Origin of the sequence: Promicromonospora aerolata (assembly GCF_042682255.1) — a bacterium.
In the GTDB taxonomy this organism is placed as follows: domain Bacteria; phylum Actinomycetota; class Actinomycetes; order Actinomycetales; family Cellulomonadaceae; genus Promicromonospora; species Promicromonospora aerolata.
The window spans coordinates 2,319,854-2,338,827 of record NZ_JBHUHF010000001.1 but is presented as its reverse complement, the minus strand read 5'-3'; the positions used below and the strand labels follow the sequence as shown (position 1 = coordinate 2,338,827).

Sequence of the window (18,974 nt, the reverse complement as noted above, 5' to 3'; positions counted from 1 at the left end):
GCACCGTGGTCCTGGCGGGGCTGCTCGCAGTGGTGAGCAGCCCCGCCGGGGGGCAGGCCGCGTGGGCACACGACGCCACGAGCGACGTCTACGCGGAGGTGACGGCGGTGCCGGCAGGCACCGCGGCGCAGGCCGGTGCGCCGACGGCGGACGTCACGGCCGTGCTCGACCTCGAGTACGACCTGTTGATGAAGTCCGCCTGGCTGCGGGCCGAGGCGTACGAGGCGACGGGCCGGGCCGACCAGCTCGCGCAGCTCGACCAGCACGAGCGGGCCGTCGACGGGTACGTCTCCGACCGGTTCGCCGTCACCTACGACGGCGAACCGTGTGCCCCGGCGCTGTCCACGGCCGACGTCGTGGAGCGCGGGGAGCGCGCCTACGCGTCCCTGACCTACTCGTTCGCCTGCGCGGGAGAGCCGGAGGGCGTGCACGAGGTGTCCAGCGCGCTGTTCCCGGACGCCGAGTCGTTCGTGCACTCCACGGAGACGATCGTCCGGTACTCGCTGGACGAGGAGGAGGGCTCCGCGGTGCTCACCGCGGCGTCGCCCACGCTCACCACCGGGGCGAACCGGCTGCTCAAGCAGGTGGGGGAGTTCTTCGTGCTGGGCGGGGAGCACCTGCTGTTCGGTCTGGACCACGTGCTGTTCCTGCTGGCGCTCCTGATCGGCGCCCGCAGGCTGCGCGACATCGTCTGGACCGCCACCGCGTTCACCGTCGCGCACTCGGTGACGTTCCTGCTCGCGGCGCTCGGTGTGGTCTCGGTGCCGGCAATCGTGGTCGAGCCGATCATCGCGGCGTCCATCGCGGTGGTGGCGGCCGTGGACCTGTACCTGATCTGGCGCGGCCGGGGCGCCGCGCCGTCCGGCACGGTGCGCGACGGCCTGCGCTGGCGGGCCGACGCGGGGGAGCGGGGCGCGCTGACCGCCTGGGAGCGGTGGCGGCTGCCCGTCGTGTTCGCGTTCGGGCTGGTGCACGGAGTCGGGTTCGCGGGCGCGCTCGGTATCGACGCCGCCTGGTCGTGGACCCTGCTGTGGTCGCTGCTGTCGTTCAACGTGGGCATCGAGGCGGTGCAGCTCGGGATCATCGCCGTCGTGTTCCCGCTGCTGGTGCTGCTCCGGGTGCGCGCCCCGCGGACGGCGCGGTGGGTGCTCGGTGCGGCGACGGCGGGGATCGCGGCGGTCGCCCTCTACTGGGTGGCGGAGCGACTAGCTGGAGCCCTCTGACCTCCGCGTCTCTGCCGAACCGCCGAGCGTAGGGGTGGTCGCCCCATGAACGCGGATGAGGCGACTACCCCTACGTTGATTGGGCGGCGCCCACGATCGCTGTAATCCAGGAGTTGACCTCGGACACAGCCCGGTCGATCGTCAGGTCTGGGCGTTCGACGGCTGCCGCCGCTGCGATGAAGTCGGTTCTCCAGTGCGGGTGCACTACGACTGTGCACGGCCATCGCCGGACGGCACGTCCAAGAACCTGTGCGTCGTGGGCGCGCGCGCTGAAGACGTCGGCGCATGCCGTATGCAAGTCGCGGAGCGTTACGACGTCCTCGACCTGGGCGAGGTCTCGCAGGGCGAGCAGGTCGACGACATCTCGTGCACGATCGTTCCTGGTGGTGGGCGGATCATGGGGGTCGGTACACGCGTGCAGCTTTTGAGCGATCTGATAGCGCAGCGCGATTCCCAGCAGTCGGTCCGGTGAAGGCAGTCCGAAATGGTCGAGCCGCGGCGCGGCGAGTTCATCGGTCTCCAGGGTTGCTGAACCCTCATCGGGTGCGATCTCGACCTGGATCTTTCGCCAGACCTTTCCGCGAATGCTCAGCCGGACATCGAAGCGGCGTGGTTTGGCAACGCGGGCAGGGGCGTCGATCGTCTCGATGGGACCGCGTTCCAAGGTGAGGGGCCCCCACGGGTCTGCCAGGACGGCGTCGAGCTGGGAAACGAACTCGTCGATGTCGCCGCTGACTATCCCGTCAACATCCTTCGTCGGCCTGGCTGACTTGCCGAGGCGGTGCTGGAGATAGGTGCCTCCCTTGAGAAGGAAGGTCGGCCTGTTCGGTGACCCGACGGCGCGCTGCAGCGCAGCCACCACGACGGTGGAGGCAACCAGCCAGCCTAGGCGCCCGCTGTCCAGCTCGAGCTTGTCGTGTGCTGCGGCGATCCAGGCGTCCAGGACTCGTGCGTTCGTCGGTTCCTTGTCACGATTCGGGAGGTTGCCGATCAAGGCGATCGGGTTCTCGGTGGTCACGCTCGCTCCTCCAGGCGGCTGGCAAGCAAATGCTCGTCCGCAGAAGGGAGCCGCCCGGCGTCCGAGCCGCGCTCCAACGCCTGTCGGAGCAGGTAGGTCGGCACGCCGCTGTCGATGCACTGTCGGATTGCGGTGATGAGCGTGACCGTCGGGATCTCGTTCCACCAGCCGATCTCGTCGTCGGCAAGGTCCTCGTGGTGGACGGTGTAAAGGCCACCTCCGGAGCGGCGAATACGACGGTTGCGGGCGACGGTGAGTTGTACTCGACCAGGGTTGATGTCGCAGACCTCGTATGCGGCAAGCGCCGTGTCGTGGCTCAGGCAGGCTCGAGGGTCGCCCGTCCAGAGCACCGCCTGCATGTAGGGAGCGTTCGGGCCGGCTGGAAATTTGGGGAAGCGGTAGACCGCGGTGGCGACACGTTCGATCTTCCCTCTCCTGGCGAGCATCGTCACGGCGTCTTTACTGATCCCGAGCCGACGGGCGTCGGACAGTGTGACGAAGCCATGCTGGTCGAGCGCCACGTCCCATAGTGCGTCCTGTGCGTGCATGATCCACCTCCCCGCCAAAAGGCTAACGGAATCGTTAGTGTTTTGACTCGACATGGACCACTTGCGGAGGCGAGCCGTTCTGGTGTCAACCGTCATAACCGTGATCATGGTTCATGAGATGCCGGTTGGCTCGTTGTGATAGATGTTGTTGCGTATAGGCAACGCTGCGGTGGGTTGGCGGTTGATCGCGGAGATGGTCCTATGGGTGCGCCGACCAGAAGCTCGCCAGCTCCGCGTCCAGGGCCGGGGCGACCTGCATGGGGAGCGAGTGCGTGGTGTCGGGCCAGATCTTGACCTGGGCGTCCGGGATCAGCTGTGCCCTCTCCGCCGCGCTCTCGCCGCCGGCCAGCGACGAGTCGCTCGCGATCGCCACGTAGACCGGCATCGGAAGGCCCTCCAGCTCGGCGTCGGTCAGCTGGACGGGGTTGGGCAGGCCGGACGCGTTGTAGCTTTCGGCCCCCACGTTGATCAGCCGGGCGAGCGGATCGTCCGGGTCGACCTCCTCGTCCTCGACGCCGCCGATCTCGTTCAGGGCCGCCTCGCGCCAGGACTCGGGCAGGAACGGCAGCGAGACCGGGATGCTCGCGAGCACCACCGAGAGCGGCAGGGTCCCCAGCGTGAGGAGCGGCTCGAGCAGGGCGAGGCTGGCCACGCGGTCGGGGTGGCGCACCGCCACGGCGGCTGCGAGCCCGCCGCCCTGGGAGTGGCCCACCAGGTGGGCGCGCTCGATCTGCAGGCCCGCCATGGCCTCGTCGACCCACCGCGCGGCGTCGCCGATGTCGCGCAGCGGGATCTGCTGCTCGGACAGGCCGGTGTCCCCGAGGACGTCGAAGGCGTAGACCGTGCGGTGCTCGAGGTAGTGCGGCAGGTTGTCGCCCCACATCGGTGCGGCGGCCGCCCGGCCCGGCAGCAGGACGACGGGGACGTCGTCGGCCTGTCCCTCGGCGACCCAGCCGTAGGCGCGGACGGTGCCGAAGCTGGTCTCGACGTCGTGCGTCTCCGTGGGCTCGGGCAGGCGGCCGAGCGCCTCGGCGTACGCGTCCTCGTAGGCCTGGCGTGCCTCTGGGCTGCGGAAGTGGCCGAGGCCGGGGCCGCTGGTCGCGAGGAGCAGCACCAGGCCGCTCGTGGAGATCGTGGCGACGGCGGCGAGCAGGACGGTCGGCCACCGGCGCTTGCGTCCGGTGCGGTTCTCGCGCATCTGAGGTCCTCTCGGCTGGCGGTTTTACAATGCGAGTGCATCGTATCAGGTTGCGATGCAACTGTATTGCTACGCTGTCCGCATGCCGAGAGTCGTCGACCACGCAGAGCGCCGCCAGCAGATCGTCTTCGCGCTCTGGCTGGTGATCGCCCAGCAAGGGATCGAGGGCGTCAGCCTGCGCCACGTGGCGGCGGAGGCCGGCGTCTCGATGGGCCGGATCCAGCACTACTTCGGCACCAAGGAGGCTCTCGTCCTGGCCGGCTGCACCGCGCTCGTCGACAGCGCGTACGGCGGCTACCAGGAGACCGCCGAGGCCCCGCCGCGCGATCGGCTGCTGCACGTCGTGAGCCAGCAGATCCCCGGGACGACGGCGGGCGCATCGGCGTCAGCGTCTGGTACGCGTACGTGGCGAAGTCGATCAACGACGACGCCGTCCGGCAGGTGCTGGCCGAGGCGCGGCGAGGTGCTGAGGAAGAGTGCGTGCGGCTGATCCGGGCCGCCCGTGGTGCGGGCGCTGACGCTGGGGATCCGGCGGCCCTGGACCAGGCCCGGCGGCTGCTCGCGCTGGCCGACGGCCTGACGCTGCGGGTGCTGGTCGGGGATCTGGAGGCGGCCGAGGCCGTGGCCATGCTCGAGGCGGAGGTCGACCGGGCCTGACCCTCGGGCCGGCTCAGCCGGGGTCGCGCGAGTCGCCGAGCAGGTCGGTGAAGAGGCTCTCGGACTGCTGCGCGACCTCGACGTCCCGGCCGACCCGGTTCGCCTGGTCGGACCGCTCGTCCGGCCGGGCCCAGGCGCTGCCACGCACTCCGCGCCGGATCCATTCCAGGACGAGTCGTGCGCCGTCGACGCCGTGCCTGTGCGCCGTCGCCGTGAGCCGGGTCAGGTCGGCGTCGGACAGCTCGACGACGATCCGTCTGCCGTCGAGCTCGACACGCGAGCAGGAGCGGTGGTCGGTCATGGCATCACCACTCAGACGTCGTCGGGGAGAACGCGGAACGCCCTGTCCTCGGTGAGCGGGCGGATGGTGCGGAAGCACCGACGGTCGAGGGTCAGGATCGCGGTCGTGCAGAAGTCTCGGGCGGTGACCGCGATGACGGCGTCGGTGAGGTCGAGGCGGAGGTCGTCGTACTGGACCTGCACCGCACGTGCTGCACGCAGGCTGTCGGCGGCGAGCTGGGTGATGATGAATCGACCTGACGTGGCCTGTCTGACGATCACGTCGAGGAGCGTGCCCGCGACCTGGCGGCCGAATCGAAGGTCGATGAGTGGTGCGATGGCGCGCATGTCCGGCTCCTGGGTCTGCTCGTGTCTCGGCGTCTGCGCCCAGCCTGCCGCGTGCTCCCACCGGGCTGCGCTGCGAGTCCCGAATCCTTGCGGATACGCAATGCGCCGCCGGCACCTCGTACGCTCTACGGTGTGATCCAGCCCGTTTCTCCCCGACCCGACGCCGCCGACCGCCCCGAGCTCGCGGGGTTCCGGACCAAGCCGGTCTCGTTCGTGCGCCGGTCCGGCCGGCTGACGGACAAGCAGAAGCGGATGTGGGCCGAGCTGCACCCCCGGTACCTCGTCGACGTGCCCCGAGCCGTCGCGCGCACCTCCGTGGACCCGGAGTACGTGCTCGACCCGGAGGCCGTGTTCGGTCGCCGCGCGCCGCTGGTCGTGGAGATCGGCTCGGGCCTCGGCGACGCCGTCGTCGAGGCTGCCATCACCGACCCCGAGCGCGACCACCTCGCCGTCGAGGTCTACCAACCCGGGCTCGCGCACACGATCGCGCGCGCCGAGCGAGCGGGCGCGGTACTCGGCCAGGACGGGCTGCCCAACCTGCGGCTCGTACAGGCCAACGCGGCCGAGCTGCTGGCGACCACGATCGCGGCCGGGACCGTGGACGAGCTCTGGGTCTTCTTCCCCGACCCCTGGCACAAGGCGCGTCACCACAAGCGCCGCCTGGTCACCGCGGAGTTCGCGGCGCTCGCGGCCCGCGTGCTGCGACCGGGCGGGGTGCTGCGGCTCGCCACCGACTGGGCCGAGTACGCCGACCAGATGATCGAGGTCCTCGACGCGGAGGAGTCCCTCACGAACGCGCACGGTCCCGCCAGCACGGCGCCCCGCTTCGAGCGCCGGGTCCTGACCGGCTTCGAGCGCAAGGCGCAGGCGGCCGGGCGGGCGATCGCCGACCTGACCTACCTCCGCCGCTGACCCCGCGGCCGGCGCGCTCAGCGGGCGGGGTCCAGGCGGATCACCACCGACTTGGACGCCGGGGTGTTGCTGCCCTCGGCCGTGTGGTCCAGCGGCACCAGCACGTTGGTCTCCGGGAAGTACGCGGCGGCGCACCCGCGCGCCGTCGGGAACGCGATGACGCGGAACCCGGGCGCCCGGCGCTCCTCGGTGCTCCCGTCCCGCCCGGGCCACTCGCTGACCAGGTCCACGGTGTCGCCGTCGGCGAAACCGAGGGCCGTCAGGTCCTCGGGGCGCACGAACACGACGCGCCGCCCGCCCTTCACCCCGCGGTACCGGTCGTCGAGGCCGTAGACGGTGGTGTTGAACTGGTCGTGGGAGCGGACCGTCTGCAGCAGCAGGCGGCCCTCCGGCACCTCGACCACCTCGAGCTCGTTCACCGTGAAGTTCGCCCTGCCGGTAGCCGTCGGGAACAGGCGGGCGTCGCGCGGCGGGTGCGGCAGCACGAACCCGCCGGGCTCGGCGACCCGTCGCTCGAAGTCCTCGAAGCCGGGGATCACGCGGGAGATCGAGTCGCGGATGCGCGAGTAGTCGGCGGCGAACGCCTCCCACGGGGTCTCGTCGCCAGGGCCGAGCGCCCGACGAGCCAGGTCGCAGAGGATCGCGGTTTCGCTGCGCAGGTGGTCCGACGCCGGGGCCAGCTGTCCCCGCGAGGTGTGCACCACGCTCATCGAGTCCTCGACGGTCACAACCTGCTCCCGGCCGCCCGTGAGGTCCCGCTCGGTGCGGCCGAGGCAGGGCAGGACCAGGGAACGCTTGCCGGGCAGCACGTGGGAGCGGTTGAGCTTGGTCGACACGTGCACGGTGAGCGGCACCTCCTGCAGCGCGGCCTCGGTGACGGCGGTGTCCGGCGTAGCCGCGGCGAAGTTGCCGCCCACGGCCATGAAGACCCGGAGGTGTCCGTCCCGCAGGGCCCGGACGGTGTCCACGACGTCCAGCCCGTGCGCGCGCGGCGGCTCGAAGCCGAACTCGCCGGCGAGCGCATCGAGGAATGCCTCGGGCGCCCGTTCCCAGATGCCCATGGTGCGGTCGCCCTGCACGTTGCTGTGTCCGCGCACCGGGCAGGCACCCGCGCCCGGGCGGCCGATGTTCCCGCGCAGCAGCAGGAAGCTCACGATCTCGCGGATGGTGGCCACCGCCTGCTTGTGCTGGGTCAGGCCCATCGCCCAGCAGACGATGACGTTCTCGGCGGCCAGGACGTCGCCCACGAAGTCCTCGATCTCGGACCACTCCAGCCCGGTGGCCCGTGCGACGTCGGCCCGGTCCACCGCGCGCCACGCAGCCGCCGCCTCGGCGAAGCCCGAGGTGTGCTCGGCGATGAACTCGTGGTCCAGGACGCCGGGGTGCCCGGCCGTGCGGGCGTCGTCGTCCGCCTCCAGGAGCAGATGGTTGACCGCCTGGAACAGGGCGAGGTCGCCGGCGAGGCGGACCTGGAGGAACCGGTCGGCGAGCTTGGTGCCCTGCCCGACCACGCCGCGCACCCGCTGCGGGTTCTTGAACGTCTGCAGACCGGCCTCGGGCAGCGGGTTGATCGCCACGATCCGTGCGCCGCGATCCTTGGCCTCCTCGAGCGCGGTGAGCATGCGGGGGTGGTTGGTCCCGGGATTCTGCCCGACGACGACGATCAGGTCGGCGTGGTCGGTGATGTCCTCCAGGGAGACGCTGCCCTTGCCGATGCCCAGCGTCTCCGTCAGCGCGCTGCCCGACGACTCGTGGCACATGTTCGAGCAGTCCGGCAGGTTGTTCGTGCCGAGCTTGCGGGCGAAGAGCTGGTAGAGGAACGCGGCCTCGTTGCTGGTGCGACCGGAGGTGTAGAAGGCCGCCTGGTCCGGTGAGTCCATCGCGCGCAGCTCGGTGGCGACCAGGTCGAGGGCTTCGTCCCAGGACACGGGGCGGTAGTGGTCGGCGCCCTCGTCCCGCAGCATCGGCTCCGTGAGCCGGCCCGACTTGCCCAGCCGGTGGTCGGTCCAGGTCGCCAGCTCGGAGATCGGGTGCTCCGCGAAGAACGCCGCGTCGGCCCGCTTGCGGGTGGCCTCCTCGGCGACCGCCTTGGCGCCGTTCTCGCAGAACTCCGCGAGGTGCGGTTTGCCCGGCTCCGGCCAGGCACATCCGGGGCAGTCGAAGCCGCGGTGCTGGTTGACCAGCGGCAGCGTACGCAGTCCGCGCGCTACGCCGGCCTCGTCGAAGACGTCCGCAAGGCCGTGCACCACCCCGGGGACGCCGGCGGCGCTGGTCTTCGGCGGGCCGATGCGCAGGTCCGGCTCCGGGGCGTCGTTGCGGGCGTCGTCGCTCACGTCGGTCACCCTTCGACCCTACGCCGGACTTCACCCCGTGTGGAGCGCCAGGACATATCGGCCAGTGCGGGTGTGGTTGCGGGCACCGGCGCCGACTGCAGACTTCGTTGCGGTTTTAGAGGTCACAGCCGCAACGATCTCTGCACTCGAAATCTTGCGGTGTATCAAACTCTGCAGTCGGCGGGTGGCGGCTGGGCCGGCGCCAGGGTGGGTGCAAGGCCAGAGCCGGGTTCAGGGCCGGGGCGTGGGTATATCGGTCGGCGGGGGTGCGAGACTGGCGGCATGGGAGTCGTCACCGACCGGCGGCGCGTCGTCCGGGTCCGTGCGGGTGCACGCGCGGCACGTCCGGACACGCTCGCCGTCGAGGAACCGCTGATGGTCCGGCTGGTCGAGCCCGGACCCGTGCCGGGTGGCGGGACGATGCCGGCAGGTGGCCCGGCGCCGGGCAGCAGCGCACTGACCCTGACGATGCGGACACCGGGCGACGACTTCGACCTCGTGGCGGGCTGGCTGGTCTCGGAGGGTGCGGTGGCCGCGCCGGACGACATCGTGGCCATGCGGCTGTGCCCCGACGAGGAGAACACCGTCGAGGTGGCCCTTGCCCACGGTGTCGAGCCTCCGCGGACGCGGGCCTTCGCGACGACCAGCGCGTGCGGCGTCTGCGGGTCGGACACCGTCGTGGAGGTGCGCGCCGGGCTGCGGTGGCCGGTCGCGCACGACCCGGTGACGGTGGGCGCCGATGTGATCGCGTCCCTCCCGGACCTGCTGCGCGAACGCCAGCGTGCCTTCGACCGGACGGGTGGTCTCCACGCCGCCGGCCTGTTCACCGCCGACGGTGAGCCGCTGTACGTCCGCGAGGACGTCGGCCGGCACAACGCCGTCGACAAGGTGGTCGGGGCGGCGCTGCGGGCCGGTGCCCTACCGGCCGGGGGCACGGTGCTCCAGGTCAGCGGGCGGGCGTCGTTCGAGCTCGTGCAGAAGGCCGCACGGGCCGGCATCCCGGTGCTGTCCGCGATCTCGGCGCCGTCGACCCTTGCCGTGGACCTGGCCGACGAGTGCGGGCTCACCCTGCTCGGCTTCGTGCGCGGCGACTCCATGAACGTCTACACGGGGGCGGACCGGGTGCGGTGAGTCAGCACACGGTCCGCCTGGACAACGCTCGCCGGCTGTTACCGACGCCACCGGCTCTGCGCTTCTGACATCCGGCGCCGGCGCCGGCGCCTCAGACCGCCTGCCCGGTCCGGCGGGCGAGGAAAGCCGCTGCGGCGTCCACGGCCCGCGCCGCCGCGGGATCTGTGCCGTGCTGGTGCTGGAACACGTGCGCGCTCCTGGGGTAGCTCTCCAGGGTGACCTCGACGTCCGCGGCAGCGGCGCGGGCGGCGAGGGTGGTGGAGTCGTCGAGCAGTACCTCGTGCGTGCCGACCTGGAGCAGGAGCGGCGGCAGCCCGCGCAGGTCGGCGAGCACGGGGCTCGCGAGGGAAGCACGGGCGTCGGCGCCGTCGGGCAGGTACGTCTCGGCGTACTCCCGGATGTCGGAGGCGTCGAAGATCGGGTCCACGCTCTCCTTGCCGGTGAGGCTGGGGCCGGACAGCGTCAGGTCGAACCAGCCGGAGAACGTGGCCACGGCGGCGGGCAGCGGGAGCCCGGCGTCGCGGGCGGCCAGCACCGTCGCGAGGGCGAGGCCACCGCCGGCGGAGTCGCCCGCGAGGACGACGCGCGCCGGGTCGGTGTCGTCGAGCAGCGCGCGGTAGGCGGCCACGGCGTCGTCCACAGCCGCGGGGAACGGGTGCTCGGGGGCGAGCCGGTAGTCGAGCGACAGCGCGCGCAGACCTGCTCGGGCGGCGAGCACGGCGGTGAGCGGGACGCCGGTGCGGGCGGTCCCGATCACGTAGCCACCGCCGTGCAGGTAGAGCAGCACGCCGGAGCTGTCATCGGCCTGTGGCACGGCGACGTCGAGCGCGGGGACGCCGCCGAGCACGGTCTCGGTCACCCGGGTGCCGTCCGGTACCGGCATCCGGCCGAACGACGCGTAGAAGGTGCGGAGCTCGCCGAGCGAGTTCTGGTCCATGATTCGCCTCCATGCCCGAAGATAGATTCCATGGAAGCCAAACAAGGTTCCGAGGAATCTATTCCGGCGGGCGACGGGTTCGAGCACGCCCGGCTGCTCGATGATCTGGTCCGCGTCGAGGTGCGGCTCTACACCCTGTTGGACGCGCGGCTGCGCGCCGCGCACGGCCACGGGCTCGGGCGGCTCGACGCGCTGCGCGCGATCGCAGACGTTCCGGGCTGCCGGGTCTCGGACGTGGTCCGACGTCTCGGCATCACCGTCGGCGCGGCGAGCAAGGGGGTCGAGCGGCAGGTGCGCGACGGGCTGGTCCGCCGCACGGCCGACCCCGAGGACGGCCGCTCCTCGTTCCTCGCCCTCACCCCGGCCGGGCGGCAGGTCCTGGACGAGGTGCTGCCCACTCTCGACCGCGAGGTGGCCGCGGTGCTGCGCGACACCGGCGTGCCTGACGGCGACCTGGCGCACCTCGCTCGGGTCCTCGCCGCGGTGCGCGGCGCGCTGGAGGCCGGACACGTGAGGTGAGGCGTGAGGTGTGGCGCCCGCGGTGCGAGGGACTTTCGCGAAGCTCGCATGTCCGAAAAAACGCTCCCTGTCTCTCCCTTGCCTACGGCAGAATTCACGCACCGTACACGCACTGTTCATGCACCGTTGCGCGCCCAGTGGGGAGACCATGCTCCGAATCCACTTCACGTCCGACGATCTCGCACGGGTCCGGATGGCAGCCGGACCGGACCCGATGTGGGAGACCTTGCTCAGTGGGCACCTGATCAACGAGCTCCACGAGGCCCGGACGTTCGGGGCGTGGCGTTCGCGGGTCGTCGCCGACCTGCCTCGTCTCGCCCTGCCGTACCTGCACCTGACGCCGCCCCGTGGCTACTCGCCGGACTTCCTGACGCCGGCCGACGGGGCCGCCGACTTCGGCGACGGGCTGGACCGTGTTCTCGTCACGCACCGGGACCGCCTGCGGACCGACATCGACCGCCTCGGCGAGCAGAAGGCCGTCTCGACGTGGGCGTCGGACCTCCGGGACGGCCTGGTGAAGGCGGTGGACGGATTGGGCGCCACGATGACGGCGTACCACGCCCACGCGATCGAGCCGTACTGGACACGGATCCATGCCGCCGTGGACGCGGACCTCATGGTCCGTGCTCGTCTGCTGGCGACCAGCGGTGTGGAGGGCGTGCTGTCGTCCTTGCACTCCACCATCGCCTGGGACGCGCCGGTCCTGACGATCGACAACCCGACCGTGGATCGCGACGTCCACCTGGCGGGACGCGGGCTGCGGTTGATTCCCTCGTACTTCTGCTCGGGCAAGCCCATCACCTGCGCCGATCCGGAGCTCGAGCCGGTGCTCCTGTTCCCGATCGAACGGAGCGTGAGCCTGGTCGGCGTTCCGCGGGCAGACCCACAGGCGGCGCTCGCCCGCCTCCTGGGCCGGACGCGGGCCGCCGCGCTGCAGGCGCTGGTGCGGCCGACGACGACGTCGGGGCTGGCCCGGCGGCTCGGAGCGTCCCTGGCCTCCGCGTCGGAGCACGCGACCGTGCTGCGCAGGGCCGGGCTCATCCGCTCCACACGGTGCGGGAACCGGACGTCGCACGAGCTCACCGCGCTCGGCCATGGGCTGTTGAGCGGCACGCCGGCCTGAGCCGAGCCGGCGTCGCGGGTGCGGCATGCCTCGCGCACCCCACCGGGTGGCGGGGTGCGCGAGACGTGCCATCAGGCTCGGTCAGCTGGTCGACTCGGCCTGCCAAGCGGTGAAGTGGCTGGTGGAGTCGCCCTTCGAGTCGTAGCCGCGGTAGTACGCGGTTCGGTTCTCGTCGGCCTCGGGGAAGCTGCAGCCGACCCAGATTCCGCTGGCGGCGGTGTGCCGGTTGATGCAGTAGCCGTTGTACCAGTACCCCGCGTCGTAGAAGTTGAACTGACCGATGGCGGCGCGGCCGTTCCCCTCGTCGTCCTTGACCCAGATCGTGTCGCCGTTGCGGACGTAGCAGACGTGCACGTAGCTGTTGTTCGACACCTCGTTGCCGCTGCAACCGTGGCTGTCGTTCTGTACCGCGAAGTCGAGTCGGGCAGACTGAGCGGCGCTCGCGGGCTCAGCGACCTTGACGATCTGACGGGTACCCACGAAATCGCTCTGGGCAATGGTGTCGTCGCTGCTGCTTGCAACGCTGTCGGAAGCTTGTGCCGTCTGGGCGCCGCCGAGCACGGCGAGGGATGTCATCAGCACAGCTGACAGTGCGCCGAAGATTCGCTTCTGGACTGACATCGGATCTCACTTCCCGTCCGCGTCTGTTCGCCCGACACCGTGCCGGGCGTTGCGCGGTACTCCCCAAACGTAGGAGAAAGACCCTCCCACCTGCGTAGACGTTCGGGCGAGGGTGAATGCTTCGGCGTAGGCCGAAAGGCTGCCCAGCCGTGCATCAGGCCGTCGGCGGGTTCTTCGGCATGAACGTCTACACGGGGCGGACCGGGTGCGCCGAGCCGCCGCGGGCCTCACCGGCCGAGCAGCCGCGACCCGAGCGAGGTCTGCTGGTACAGCACCAGCCTTCCGCGGCGCTCCGCCGCCACCAGCCCCGACCGCTCCAGGACCTTGAGGTGATAGGAGACCGTCGGCTCCGACCAGTGATAGCGGCGGCTGAGCTCGCGGGTGGACCGTGGCTCGTCGAGGACCGTGAGGAGCTGGGCACGCGTGCTGCCGACGAGCTCGGCCAGGGCCGGTGCCGGGTCCGGCGGGTCGGCCCGTTCCCACAGACGGGCGATCCCGTCCGGCCGGTAGGCGAGCATCGGGGTGTACGGCTCCTCGGCGGTGAACCGCACCGGCCCGTGGTGGGCGGTGACCGGCACGAACAGCAGCCCCTCCCGCGCCCAGCCGACGGTGCCCTCGTAGGGGCGCGGAAGGCTCACGCCGTCGCCGTCCCAGCTCAGTCCCGGCCCGAGGCTCGTCAGGGCCGCGACCGCGCCGCGCCGGGTGACCAGGTCGCCGCGCCGCCGGACGTCCTCGGCGAGCAGGGCGGCGGCGTCCGGCCAGTCGGCGGAGATGCTGCCCTCGAAGAACGCCTGCACGGCGTCCGCCGCCGTCCGGGCGACCGTCGCCGGCCCTCGTGCCACGAGGTCGGCCAGCACCGTCGGCACGGGGCGGCGCCAGCGTTCGTAGCGCTCCGCGCCGCCGTGCAGGACCGCGACGTCCGGCCGGACGTCCCTGCCCCGCAGCCCGATGTCGAGGTGGTAGTCCACGACCTCCGGCGGGGTTCCGGCGATCTGCGTGACCTGCTGCTGGATCGTGGTGCCCGGCTCCGGCGGGGGCGCGAGGAAGTCGGGCGAGTAGTCGTGGTCGTCGGGCACGAGCGCCTCCAGCACCGCGAGGAGGTAGCCGTCCATCCGGCCCGCCGCGCGCTCGTACCAGGTGCGCGCGTGCGGAGCCGGGTGCGTTCGTCGCAACCGGACCGTGCTGACGACCTCGTGGGCCGGCGACACGACGAACCGGGACCGCGCCAGCACGTCCGTCGTCATCGTGATGTGGATCGCCACGCTCTCAGTGTGGGCCGCGCCGGTCCCGGGCGGAAGGTGATTCGAGCGTGCTCGAAACGGTGGCCGCCACCCGGCGCACCGGAGTCTGCTGGTGGCCCACGACGTCGGGGGACCCGCCCCGCGACGCGACGACCGGGGAGCGACCATGACCATGATGACCAGACGGCAGGCCGGACGCGCGGCACTCACGGCGGGCGCCCTCGCCGTGCTGGGCGGCGCCGTGACGGTGAGCCCGGCCGCGGCCGCCGACGACCCTGCGACGCGCTCCCCGATCCTGGTCGGCGCGAACCCCGCGGTGCAGCTCTTCGACTCGTCCGGGGCATGCACCGCGTACGTGTCGTGCTGGCGGGTGGACTGGTCGGTGCGCGGGTCCGGCACGGCCGTGGTCTTCTGGCGTCCCGACGGCGTGACCGTACTCGGCCGGGACCCGGAGCTGGGCGGCTGGCTCGCGGAGCGCTTCGTACGGCACTTCCCCGAGCTCGAGGGCCTCCCGTGGTCGCCACCCGCCTTCGAGCGGTGCGACGCCCACCTGGACGTCGACCTCGCCCGCGGGATGCGCGCCCGGGCAGGGCAGGTCGAGGTCACGGTGGCGGACGTGCTGGACCGGCGCTCCTACACGACGGACGGGTTCGAGCTCGCCGGCGTGCCGCACAGCCTGCACCTGGTGCTCGCGCCGTGCCGGTCCGGGGACATCCGGGTGGCGGGCCGGGCGCTCCGGGGCACCGTCGACTTCTGGGGTACCCCGGAGCGGCCCGGGTCCTCCGCCTTCGTCACAGAGGCGGAGGTGTGGCGCGCGCCCTGAGGGCGGCGCTCGCGCGGTCGTTCCCGGTTCAGTGTTGCGGGCTGCGCACCGCGGTTCAGTGCTGCGGGCTGCGCACCGCGGTTCAGTGTTGCGGGCTGCGCACCGCGGCGAGGAAGAGGGGCAGGGCGGTCTCGGAGTGGGCGATCCGCAGCAGGTAGGGCCGGTCGACGACCATCCGGGCCGCCGGCTCCGTCGGCACCGCACCGCTCACCTCCATGCCGATCTCGGTGACGGCGGCGGCGACCGTGCCCTCCTCGTCCAGGCTCAGGTAGGCCTGCTGCCACGCCTGGCTGACGCGCAACGGCTCCGTCGTCGTGATGCCGGTCAGGTCGGGATCGTCGTACAGGCCGCCCAGCCCGGCCGCCGTCAGCGCCGGTGCCAGGTCCAGGGTGGGCGGCTCCAGCTCCAGCGTCGGCATGGCGAGCTCGACGGTCCGCGCCGGGGCGCCGTCGAGGGCGCTCGTGAGCTCCGCCAGGGTCTCGGGCGAGATCTCCGCGGGGTCCGTCCCGGCGGGCGGCAGGAGCACGTCCGCGTGGAACGCGGCGACGTAGGGCAGACGGACGGCGGCCCACCCGCCGCTCTCCACATACGCCCAGGGCTGCGTGGCGTGCAGCATCTCGGTGGGTGCCGTGCCGCCGGGCCCGGTGAAGTCCTCGTCGCTGGTGGCACTCTCCTGGAACGGGGCGGCCCAGCCCGCCGCGAACAGCACCGCGTTCTGCAGCACGAGGCGCAGCGCCGGGTCCGGTTCGATCGCGGACTCCTCGATCAGGCCGCCGGTGTGGTGGTTCACCCAGGCGTCCAGGACGTCCTTGCCCGCGTCGGTACCCAGGTCGGTGCGCTGCACGCCGGCGTCGAACCCGGACGCGATCGCGTCGAGGTAGTCCCGCTCGACGGTGAGGTCGTCGTCGAGCACGGCCTGGTTCGCCAGGTGCAGCACCGGGCGGTCGGGGAGCTCGTCGTCCCGCACGACCTCCGGGTCGCCGTCGTGCTCCGCCAGCGCGGCGTGCAGCGCGTTGTAGGCGGACGTGCGGTCGGGGCCCGCCGCGCCGAGCGCCGTGTCGAGGGCGGCGGCGGTCTCGCCGCCGGCGCCCTCGGCGAGCAGCGCCAGCGCGAAGGCCAGCGACGCGGGGGAGACCAGCGCGTTGTCGTCGGTCTCGCCGGTGGCGCGGAGCGTGAGCAGGCCGAGCTCCTCGGTGGCGTCGACGGCGTCGGCGCTCGCCGGCGCGTCGGCGAGCGTGACCACCGTGCGCTCCGCGTCCGAGCGCACGACGCCCTGGTCGGGTGGTGTGCCGGGCCCGCAGGCAGCCAGCGCGAGGACGGCCGCCGTGGCCACGGCGGCCGTCGGCGTGCGGTGGTGGGTGCCACGAGGGGCGGGGCGACGCTGCACGGTTCCTCCTGGTCTGCGGGCACGTCCTGACCCGTCTGTGTGGCGTCACGTCTCGTTCTTGCGGCGCGATGCGACAAGTGTCAGTGGTGCCAGGCACAATCTGTCCCGACCTTCTAGAAGTGAGGTAAGGGACAAGTGGCAAGTATCAACCGGCGGATCGCCGAGGAGCTGGGTGTTCGGGAAGGGCAGGTGACGGCGGCCGTCGACCTGCTCGACGGCGGCGCGACGGTGCCGTTCATCGCCCGCTACCGCAAGGAGGTCACGGGCACGCTCGACGACGCGCAGCTGCGTACGCTCGAGGAGCGGTTGCGGTACCTGCGCGAGCTGGAGGAACGACGCGCGGCGATCCTTTCGTCGGTGGAGGAGCAGGGCAAGCTCACGGACGAGCTGCGCGCCCAGATCCTGTCGGCGGAGACCAAGTCCCGCCTGGAGGACATCTACCTCCCGTACAAGCCGAAGCGGCGCACCAAGGCACAGATCGCCCGCGAGGCGGGGCTGGAGCCGCTCGCGCTGGCGCTGCTCGACGACCCGTCGCTCGACCCCACGGAGACCGCGGCCGGCTACGTCGACGCCGACAAGGGCGTGGCCGACACCGATGCGGCGCTCGCCGGTGCCCGCGCCATCCTGGTGGAGCGCATGGGAGAGGACGCCGATCTGATCGGCACCTTGCGCGAGCGGCTCTGGAAGCGGGGGCGCATGCTGTCCGCGGTCCGTGACGGCGCACAGGACAAGGGCGCCAAGTTCTCGGACTACTTCGAGTTCGCCGAGGCGCTGTCCAGCCTGCCGTCGCACCGGGTGCTCGCGCTCTTCCGGGGCGAGAAGGAGGACGTGCTGGACCTGACGATCGAGCCGGAGGAAGGCATCGAGGCCGGCGTGCCGACGTCGTACGAGGCCACGATCGCGCACCAGTTCGGCATCGCCGACCAGGGCCGCCCCGGTGACCGCTGGCTCGTCGACAGCGTGCGCTGGGCGTGGCGCACCAAGATCCTGGTGCACCTCGGCATCGACGTGCGGCTGCGGCTGCGCTCGGAGGCGGAGGACGAGGCCGTGCGGGTGTTCGCGGCCAACCTGCGGGACCTGCTGCTCGCCGCGCCGGCCGGTACGCGGGCCACGATGGGCCTGGACCCGGGGCTGCGCACGGGGGTGAAGGTCGCCGTCGTCGACGCGACGGGCAAGGTCGTCGAGCACGCGACCATCTACCCGCACGCGCCCCGGAACAACTGGGACGAGTCGCTGGCCGTGCTGGCCCGCCTGGCGCAGAAGCACCAGGTCGACCTCGTGGCGATCGGCAACGGGACGGCGTCGCGGGAGACGGAGCGCCTGGCCGCCGACCTCATGAAGAAGGCACCGGAGCTCGGCCTGACCAAGGCCGTGGTGTCCGAGGCCGGGGCGTCCGTGTACTCGGCGTCCGCCTACGCCAGCGCCGAACTGCCCGACCTCGACGTGTCCATCCGGGGCGCCGTGTCCATCGCGCGCCGCCTGCAGGACCCGCTCGCCGAGCTCGTGAAGATCGACCCCAAGTCGATCGGCGTGGGTCAGTACCAGCACGACATCACCGAGACGAAGCTGTCGCGGTCGCTGGACGCCGTCGTCGAGGACTGCGTGAACGGCGTGGGGGTGGACCTGAACACCGCCTCGGTGCCGCTCCTGTCCCGCGTCTCGGGCGTCACCTCGACGCTCGCGGAGAACATCGTGGCCTTCCGCGACGCCAACGGCCCGTACGCGTCGCGGGCGGGGCTCAAGAAGGTGCCGCGGCTGGGGCCCAAGGCGTTCGAGCAGTGTGCCGGGTTCCTCAAGGTCTCGGGTGGTGCCGAACCGCTGGACTCGTCCTCGGTGCACCCGGAGGCGTACCCGTTGGCGCGCCGCATCGTGACGGCGTCGGGTGCCGACGTGCGGTCGCTGATCGGCAACGGCAGCGCGCTGCGCACGCTGCGAACCACCGACTTCGTGGACGAGACGTTCGGCCTGCCCACGGTCACCGACATCTTCACCGAGCTGGAGAAGCCGGGTCGCGACCCGCGCCCGGCCTTCACCACGGCGTCCTTCGCGGAGGGGGTCGAGACGCTCGGTGACCTGGTGCCCGGCATGGTGCTGGAGGGCCAGGTCACGAACGTCGCCGCGTTCGGTGCGTTCGTGGACGTCGGGGTGCACCAGGACGGGCTCGTGCACGTCTCGGCGATGTCCAAGAACTTCGTCAACGACCCGCGCGAGGTGGTGAAGTCGGGCGACATCGTCAAGGTGAAGGTCATGGACGTCGACCTGCCGCGCAAGCGGATCGCCCTCACGCTGCGCCTGGACGACGAGGTCGGGGCGGATGCCGGTGGCCGCACCTCCGGCGGGTCCCGCGCCGGTGGGCAGGGTTCCGCTCCGGACGGCCAGGGCGGCGGTCAGCGCGGTGGACGACAGGGCGGCGGTCAGCGCGGTGGACGACAGGGCGGCGGTCAGCGCGGAGGTCAGCGCGGCGGCGAGGGCCGCGGCCGGAACGGTCGTGGTCAGGGCCAGAGCGGTCAGGGTGGCAGGGGGCGGCCCGCGCCCGCGGACACGGCCATGGCGGACGCGCTGCGCAAGGCGGGCCTGGCGTAGGAGGGCCCCGGCTCCACCGCCGGCTCCACCGCCGGCGGCCGCGCCGGCTCGACCTCGCCGGTGGGTGCTGATCGATCAAACCTCTGGCGATCG

Annotated in this window: 19 protein-coding genes; 9 read left to right on the top strand and 10 right to left on the bottom strand. The window is 72.0% G+C overall.

The features are described 5' to 3' along the window. Positions 1–5: 5 nt before the first annotated feature. On the top strand, positions 6–1,223 hold the full coding sequence (locus ACFSL2_RS10555) for a HupE/UreJ family protein (protein WP_377197820.1): 1,218 nt from the start codon (positions 6–8) through the stop codon (positions 1,221–1,223). A 70-nt stretch (positions 1,224–1,293) separates the two neighbouring features. Here ACFSL2_RS10555 and ACFSL2_RS10550 read toward each other — a convergent pair whose 3' ends face one another. From ACFSL2_RS10550 to ACFSL2_RS10540, 3 genes are all read right to left on the bottom strand, one after another. After that, positions 1,294–2,241: a nucleotidyl transferase AbiEii/AbiGii toxin family protein gene (locus ACFSL2_RS10550; protein WP_377197819.1), complete on the bottom strand. Its 948-nt coding sequence runs from the start codon at positions 2,239–2,241 to the stop codon at positions 1,294–1,296. After that, positions 2,238–2,789, bottom strand: a complete 552-nt coding sequence (locus ACFSL2_RS10545) for a type IV toxin-antitoxin system AbiEi family antitoxin domain-containing protein (RefSeq protein ID WP_377197818.1) — start codon at positions 2,787–2,789, stop codon at positions 2,238–2,240. The genes ACFSL2_RS10550 and ACFSL2_RS10545 overlap by 4 nt, the downstream gene beginning before the upstream one ends. Before the next feature lie 199 nt (positions 2,790–2,988). Next, positions 2,989–3,987, bottom strand: a complete 999-nt coding sequence (locus ACFSL2_RS10540; protein ID WP_377197817.1) for an alpha/beta fold hydrolase — start codon at positions 3,985–3,987, stop codon at positions 2,989–2,991. Positions 3,988–4,069: 82 nt separating this feature from the next. Here ACFSL2_RS10540 and ACFSL2_RS10535 point away from each other — a divergent pair, with 82 nt between their 5' ends. Both ACFSL2_RS10535 and ACFSL2_RS10530 read left to right on the top strand, forming a co-directional pair. After that, a complete protein-coding gene (locus tag ACFSL2_RS10535) occupies positions 4,070–4,477 on the top strand; it encodes a TetR/AcrR family transcriptional regulator (RefSeq protein ID WP_377197816.1) in 408 nt (135 codons plus the stop codon). Then, on the top strand, positions 4,393–4,644 hold the full coding sequence (locus tag ACFSL2_RS10530; RefSeq protein WP_377197815.1) for a TetR family transcriptional regulator C-terminal domain-containing protein: 252 nt from the start codon (positions 4,393–4,395) through the stop codon (positions 4,642–4,644). The genes ACFSL2_RS10535 and ACFSL2_RS10530 overlap by 85 nt, the downstream gene beginning before the upstream one ends. Positions 4,645–4,657: 13 nt before the next feature. On the opposite strand, the gene ACFSL2_RS10525 is transcribed toward ACFSL2_RS10530, so the two are convergent. Then, positions 4,658–4,945, bottom strand: a complete 288-nt coding sequence (locus tag ACFSL2_RS10525; protein WP_377197814.1) for a hypothetical protein — start codon at positions 4,943–4,945, stop codon at positions 4,658–4,660. 11 nt (positions 4,946–4,956) lie between these two features. Then, positions 4,957–5,271, bottom strand: coding sequence for a hypothetical protein (locus ACFSL2_RS10520; RefSeq protein WP_377197813.1), 315 nt, complete (start codon positions 5,269–5,271; stop codon positions 4,957–4,959). A gap of 132 nt (positions 5,272–5,403) precedes the next feature. On the opposite strand from ACFSL2_RS10520, the gene trmB reads away from it, so the two are divergent. Beyond that, on the top strand, positions 5,404–6,183 hold the full coding sequence (trmB, locus tag ACFSL2_RS10515) for a tRNA (guanosine(46)-N7)-methyltransferase TrmB (RefSeq protein ID WP_377197812.1): 780 nt from the start codon (positions 5,404–5,406) through the stop codon (positions 6,181–6,183). A 17-nt stretch (positions 6,184–6,200) separates the two neighbouring features. Here trmB and ACFSL2_RS10510 read toward each other — a convergent pair whose 3' ends face one another. Continuing rightward, positions 6,201–8,525, bottom strand: coding sequence for an FdhF/YdeP family oxidoreductase (locus ACFSL2_RS10510; RefSeq protein ID WP_377197811.1), 2,325 nt, complete (start codon positions 8,523–8,525; stop codon positions 6,201–6,203). A gap of 273 nt (positions 8,526–8,798) precedes the next feature. Between ACFSL2_RS10510 and fdhD the strand changes: the two genes are divergently transcribed. Beyond that, a complete protein-coding gene (gene fdhD, locus ACFSL2_RS10505; protein WP_377197810.1) occupies positions 8,799–9,647 on the top strand; it encodes a formate dehydrogenase accessory sulfurtransferase FdhD in 849 nt (282 codons plus the stop codon). 91 nt (positions 9,648–9,738) lie between these two features. Here the strand turns inward: fdhD and ACFSL2_RS10500 are convergent, their stop codons facing one another. Further along, the gene (locus tag ACFSL2_RS10500) at positions 9,739–10,584 is read right to left on the bottom strand and encodes an alpha/beta hydrolase (protein WP_377197809.1); all 846 of its coding nucleotides are present in this window, start codon (positions 10,582–10,584) and stop codon (positions 9,739–9,741) included. A gap of 30 nt (positions 10,585–10,614) precedes the next feature. On the opposite strand from ACFSL2_RS10500, the gene ACFSL2_RS10495 reads away from it, so the two are divergent. Together ACFSL2_RS10495 and ACFSL2_RS10490 are read left to right on the top strand one after the other, a co-directional pair. Further along, a complete protein-coding gene (locus ACFSL2_RS10495) occupies positions 10,615–11,103 on the top strand; it encodes a MarR family winged helix-turn-helix transcriptional regulator (protein ID WP_377197808.1) in 489 nt (162 codons plus the stop codon). Positions 11,104–11,251: 148 nt separating this feature from the next. Continuing rightward, the gene (locus tag ACFSL2_RS10490) at positions 11,252–12,226 is read left to right on the top strand and encodes a hypothetical protein (protein WP_377197807.1); all 975 of its coding nucleotides are present in this window, start codon (positions 11,252–11,254) and stop codon (positions 12,224–12,226) included. Positions 12,227–12,307: 81 nt separating this feature from the next. Here the strand turns inward: ACFSL2_RS10490 and ACFSL2_RS10485 are convergent, their stop codons facing one another. Both ACFSL2_RS10485 and ACFSL2_RS10480 read right to left on the bottom strand, forming a co-directional pair. After that, a complete protein-coding gene (locus ACFSL2_RS10485; protein WP_377197806.1) occupies positions 12,308–12,802 on the bottom strand; it encodes a hypothetical protein in 495 nt (164 codons plus the stop codon). A gap of 272 nt (positions 12,803–13,074) precedes the next feature. After that, entirely contained in the window at positions 13,075–14,109 is a 1,035-nt protein-coding gene (locus ACFSL2_RS10480; RefSeq protein WP_377197805.1) for an ArsR/SmtB family transcription factor, read from the bottom strand. Positions 14,110–14,254: 145 nt separating this feature from the next. Between ACFSL2_RS10480 and ACFSL2_RS10475 the strand changes: the two genes are divergently transcribed. Then, a complete protein-coding gene (locus ACFSL2_RS10475; protein ID WP_377197804.1) occupies positions 14,255–14,911 on the top strand; it encodes a hypothetical protein in 657 nt (218 codons plus the stop codon). 82 nt (positions 14,912–14,993) lie between these two features. On the opposite strand, the gene ACFSL2_RS10470 is transcribed toward ACFSL2_RS10475, so the two are convergent. Continuing rightward, positions 14,994–16,298 carry a serpin family protein gene (locus ACFSL2_RS10470; protein WP_377197803.1) on the bottom strand — a complete coding sequence of 435 codons (1,305 nt, stop codon included), beginning with the start codon at positions 16,296–16,298 and terminating at the stop codon, positions 14,994–14,996. A gap of 135 nt (positions 16,299–16,433) precedes the next feature. On the opposite strand from ACFSL2_RS10470, the gene ACFSL2_RS10465 reads away from it, so the two are divergent. Then, positions 16,434–18,881 (top strand): Tex family protein, encoded by a 2,448-nt coding sequence (locus ACFSL2_RS10465; protein ID WP_377197802.1) that lies wholly within the window; start codon positions 16,434–16,436, stop codon positions 18,879–18,881. Positions 18,882–18,974: the final 93 nt, after the last annotated feature.

Excerpts from the sequence above, each read along its gene's own strand:
- ACFSL2_RS10545 (WP_377197818.1), bottom strand. The coding sequence starts at position 2,789 with ATGCACGCACAGGACGCACTATGGGACGTGGCGCTCGACCAGCATGGC.
- ACFSL2_RS10540 (WP_377197817.1), bottom strand. The coding sequence starts at position 3,987 with ATGCGCGAGAACCGCACCGGACGCAAGCGCCGGTGGCCGACCGTCCTG.
- ACFSL2_RS10535 (WP_377197816.1), top strand. The coding sequence starts at position 4,070 with ATGCCGAGAGTCGTCGACCACGCAGAGCGCCGCCAGCAGATCGTCTTC.
- ACFSL2_RS10525 (WP_377197814.1), bottom strand. The coding sequence starts at position 4,945 with ATGACCGACCACCGCTCCTGCTCGCGTGTCGAGCTCGACGGCAGACGG.
- ACFSL2_RS10520 (WP_377197813.1), bottom strand. The coding sequence starts at position 5,271 with ATGCGCGCCATCGCACCACTCATCGACCTTCGATTCGGCCGCCAGGTC.
- fdhD (WP_377197810.1), top strand. The coding sequence starts at position 8,799 with ATGGGAGTCGTCACCGACCGGCGGCGCGTCGTCCGGGTCCGTGCGGGT.
- ACFSL2_RS10500 (WP_377197809.1), bottom strand. The coding sequence starts at position 10,584 with ATGGACCAGAACTCGCTCGGCGAGCTCCGCACCTTCTACGCGTCGTTC.
- ACFSL2_RS10495 (WP_377197808.1), top strand. The coding sequence starts at position 10,615 with ATGGAAGCCAAACAAGGTTCCGAGGAATCTATTCCGGCGGGCGACGGG.
- ACFSL2_RS10490 (WP_377197807.1), top strand. The coding sequence starts at position 11,252 with ATGCTCCGAATCCACTTCACGTCCGACGATCTCGCACGGGTCCGGATG.
- ACFSL2_RS10485 (WP_377197806.1), bottom strand. The coding sequence starts at position 12,802 with ATGACATCCCTCGCCGTGCTCGGCGGCGCCCAGACGGCACAAGCTTCC.
- ACFSL2_RS10475 (WP_377197804.1), top strand. The coding sequence starts at position 14,255 with ATGACCATGATGACCAGACGGCAGGCCGGACGCGCGGCACTCACGGCG.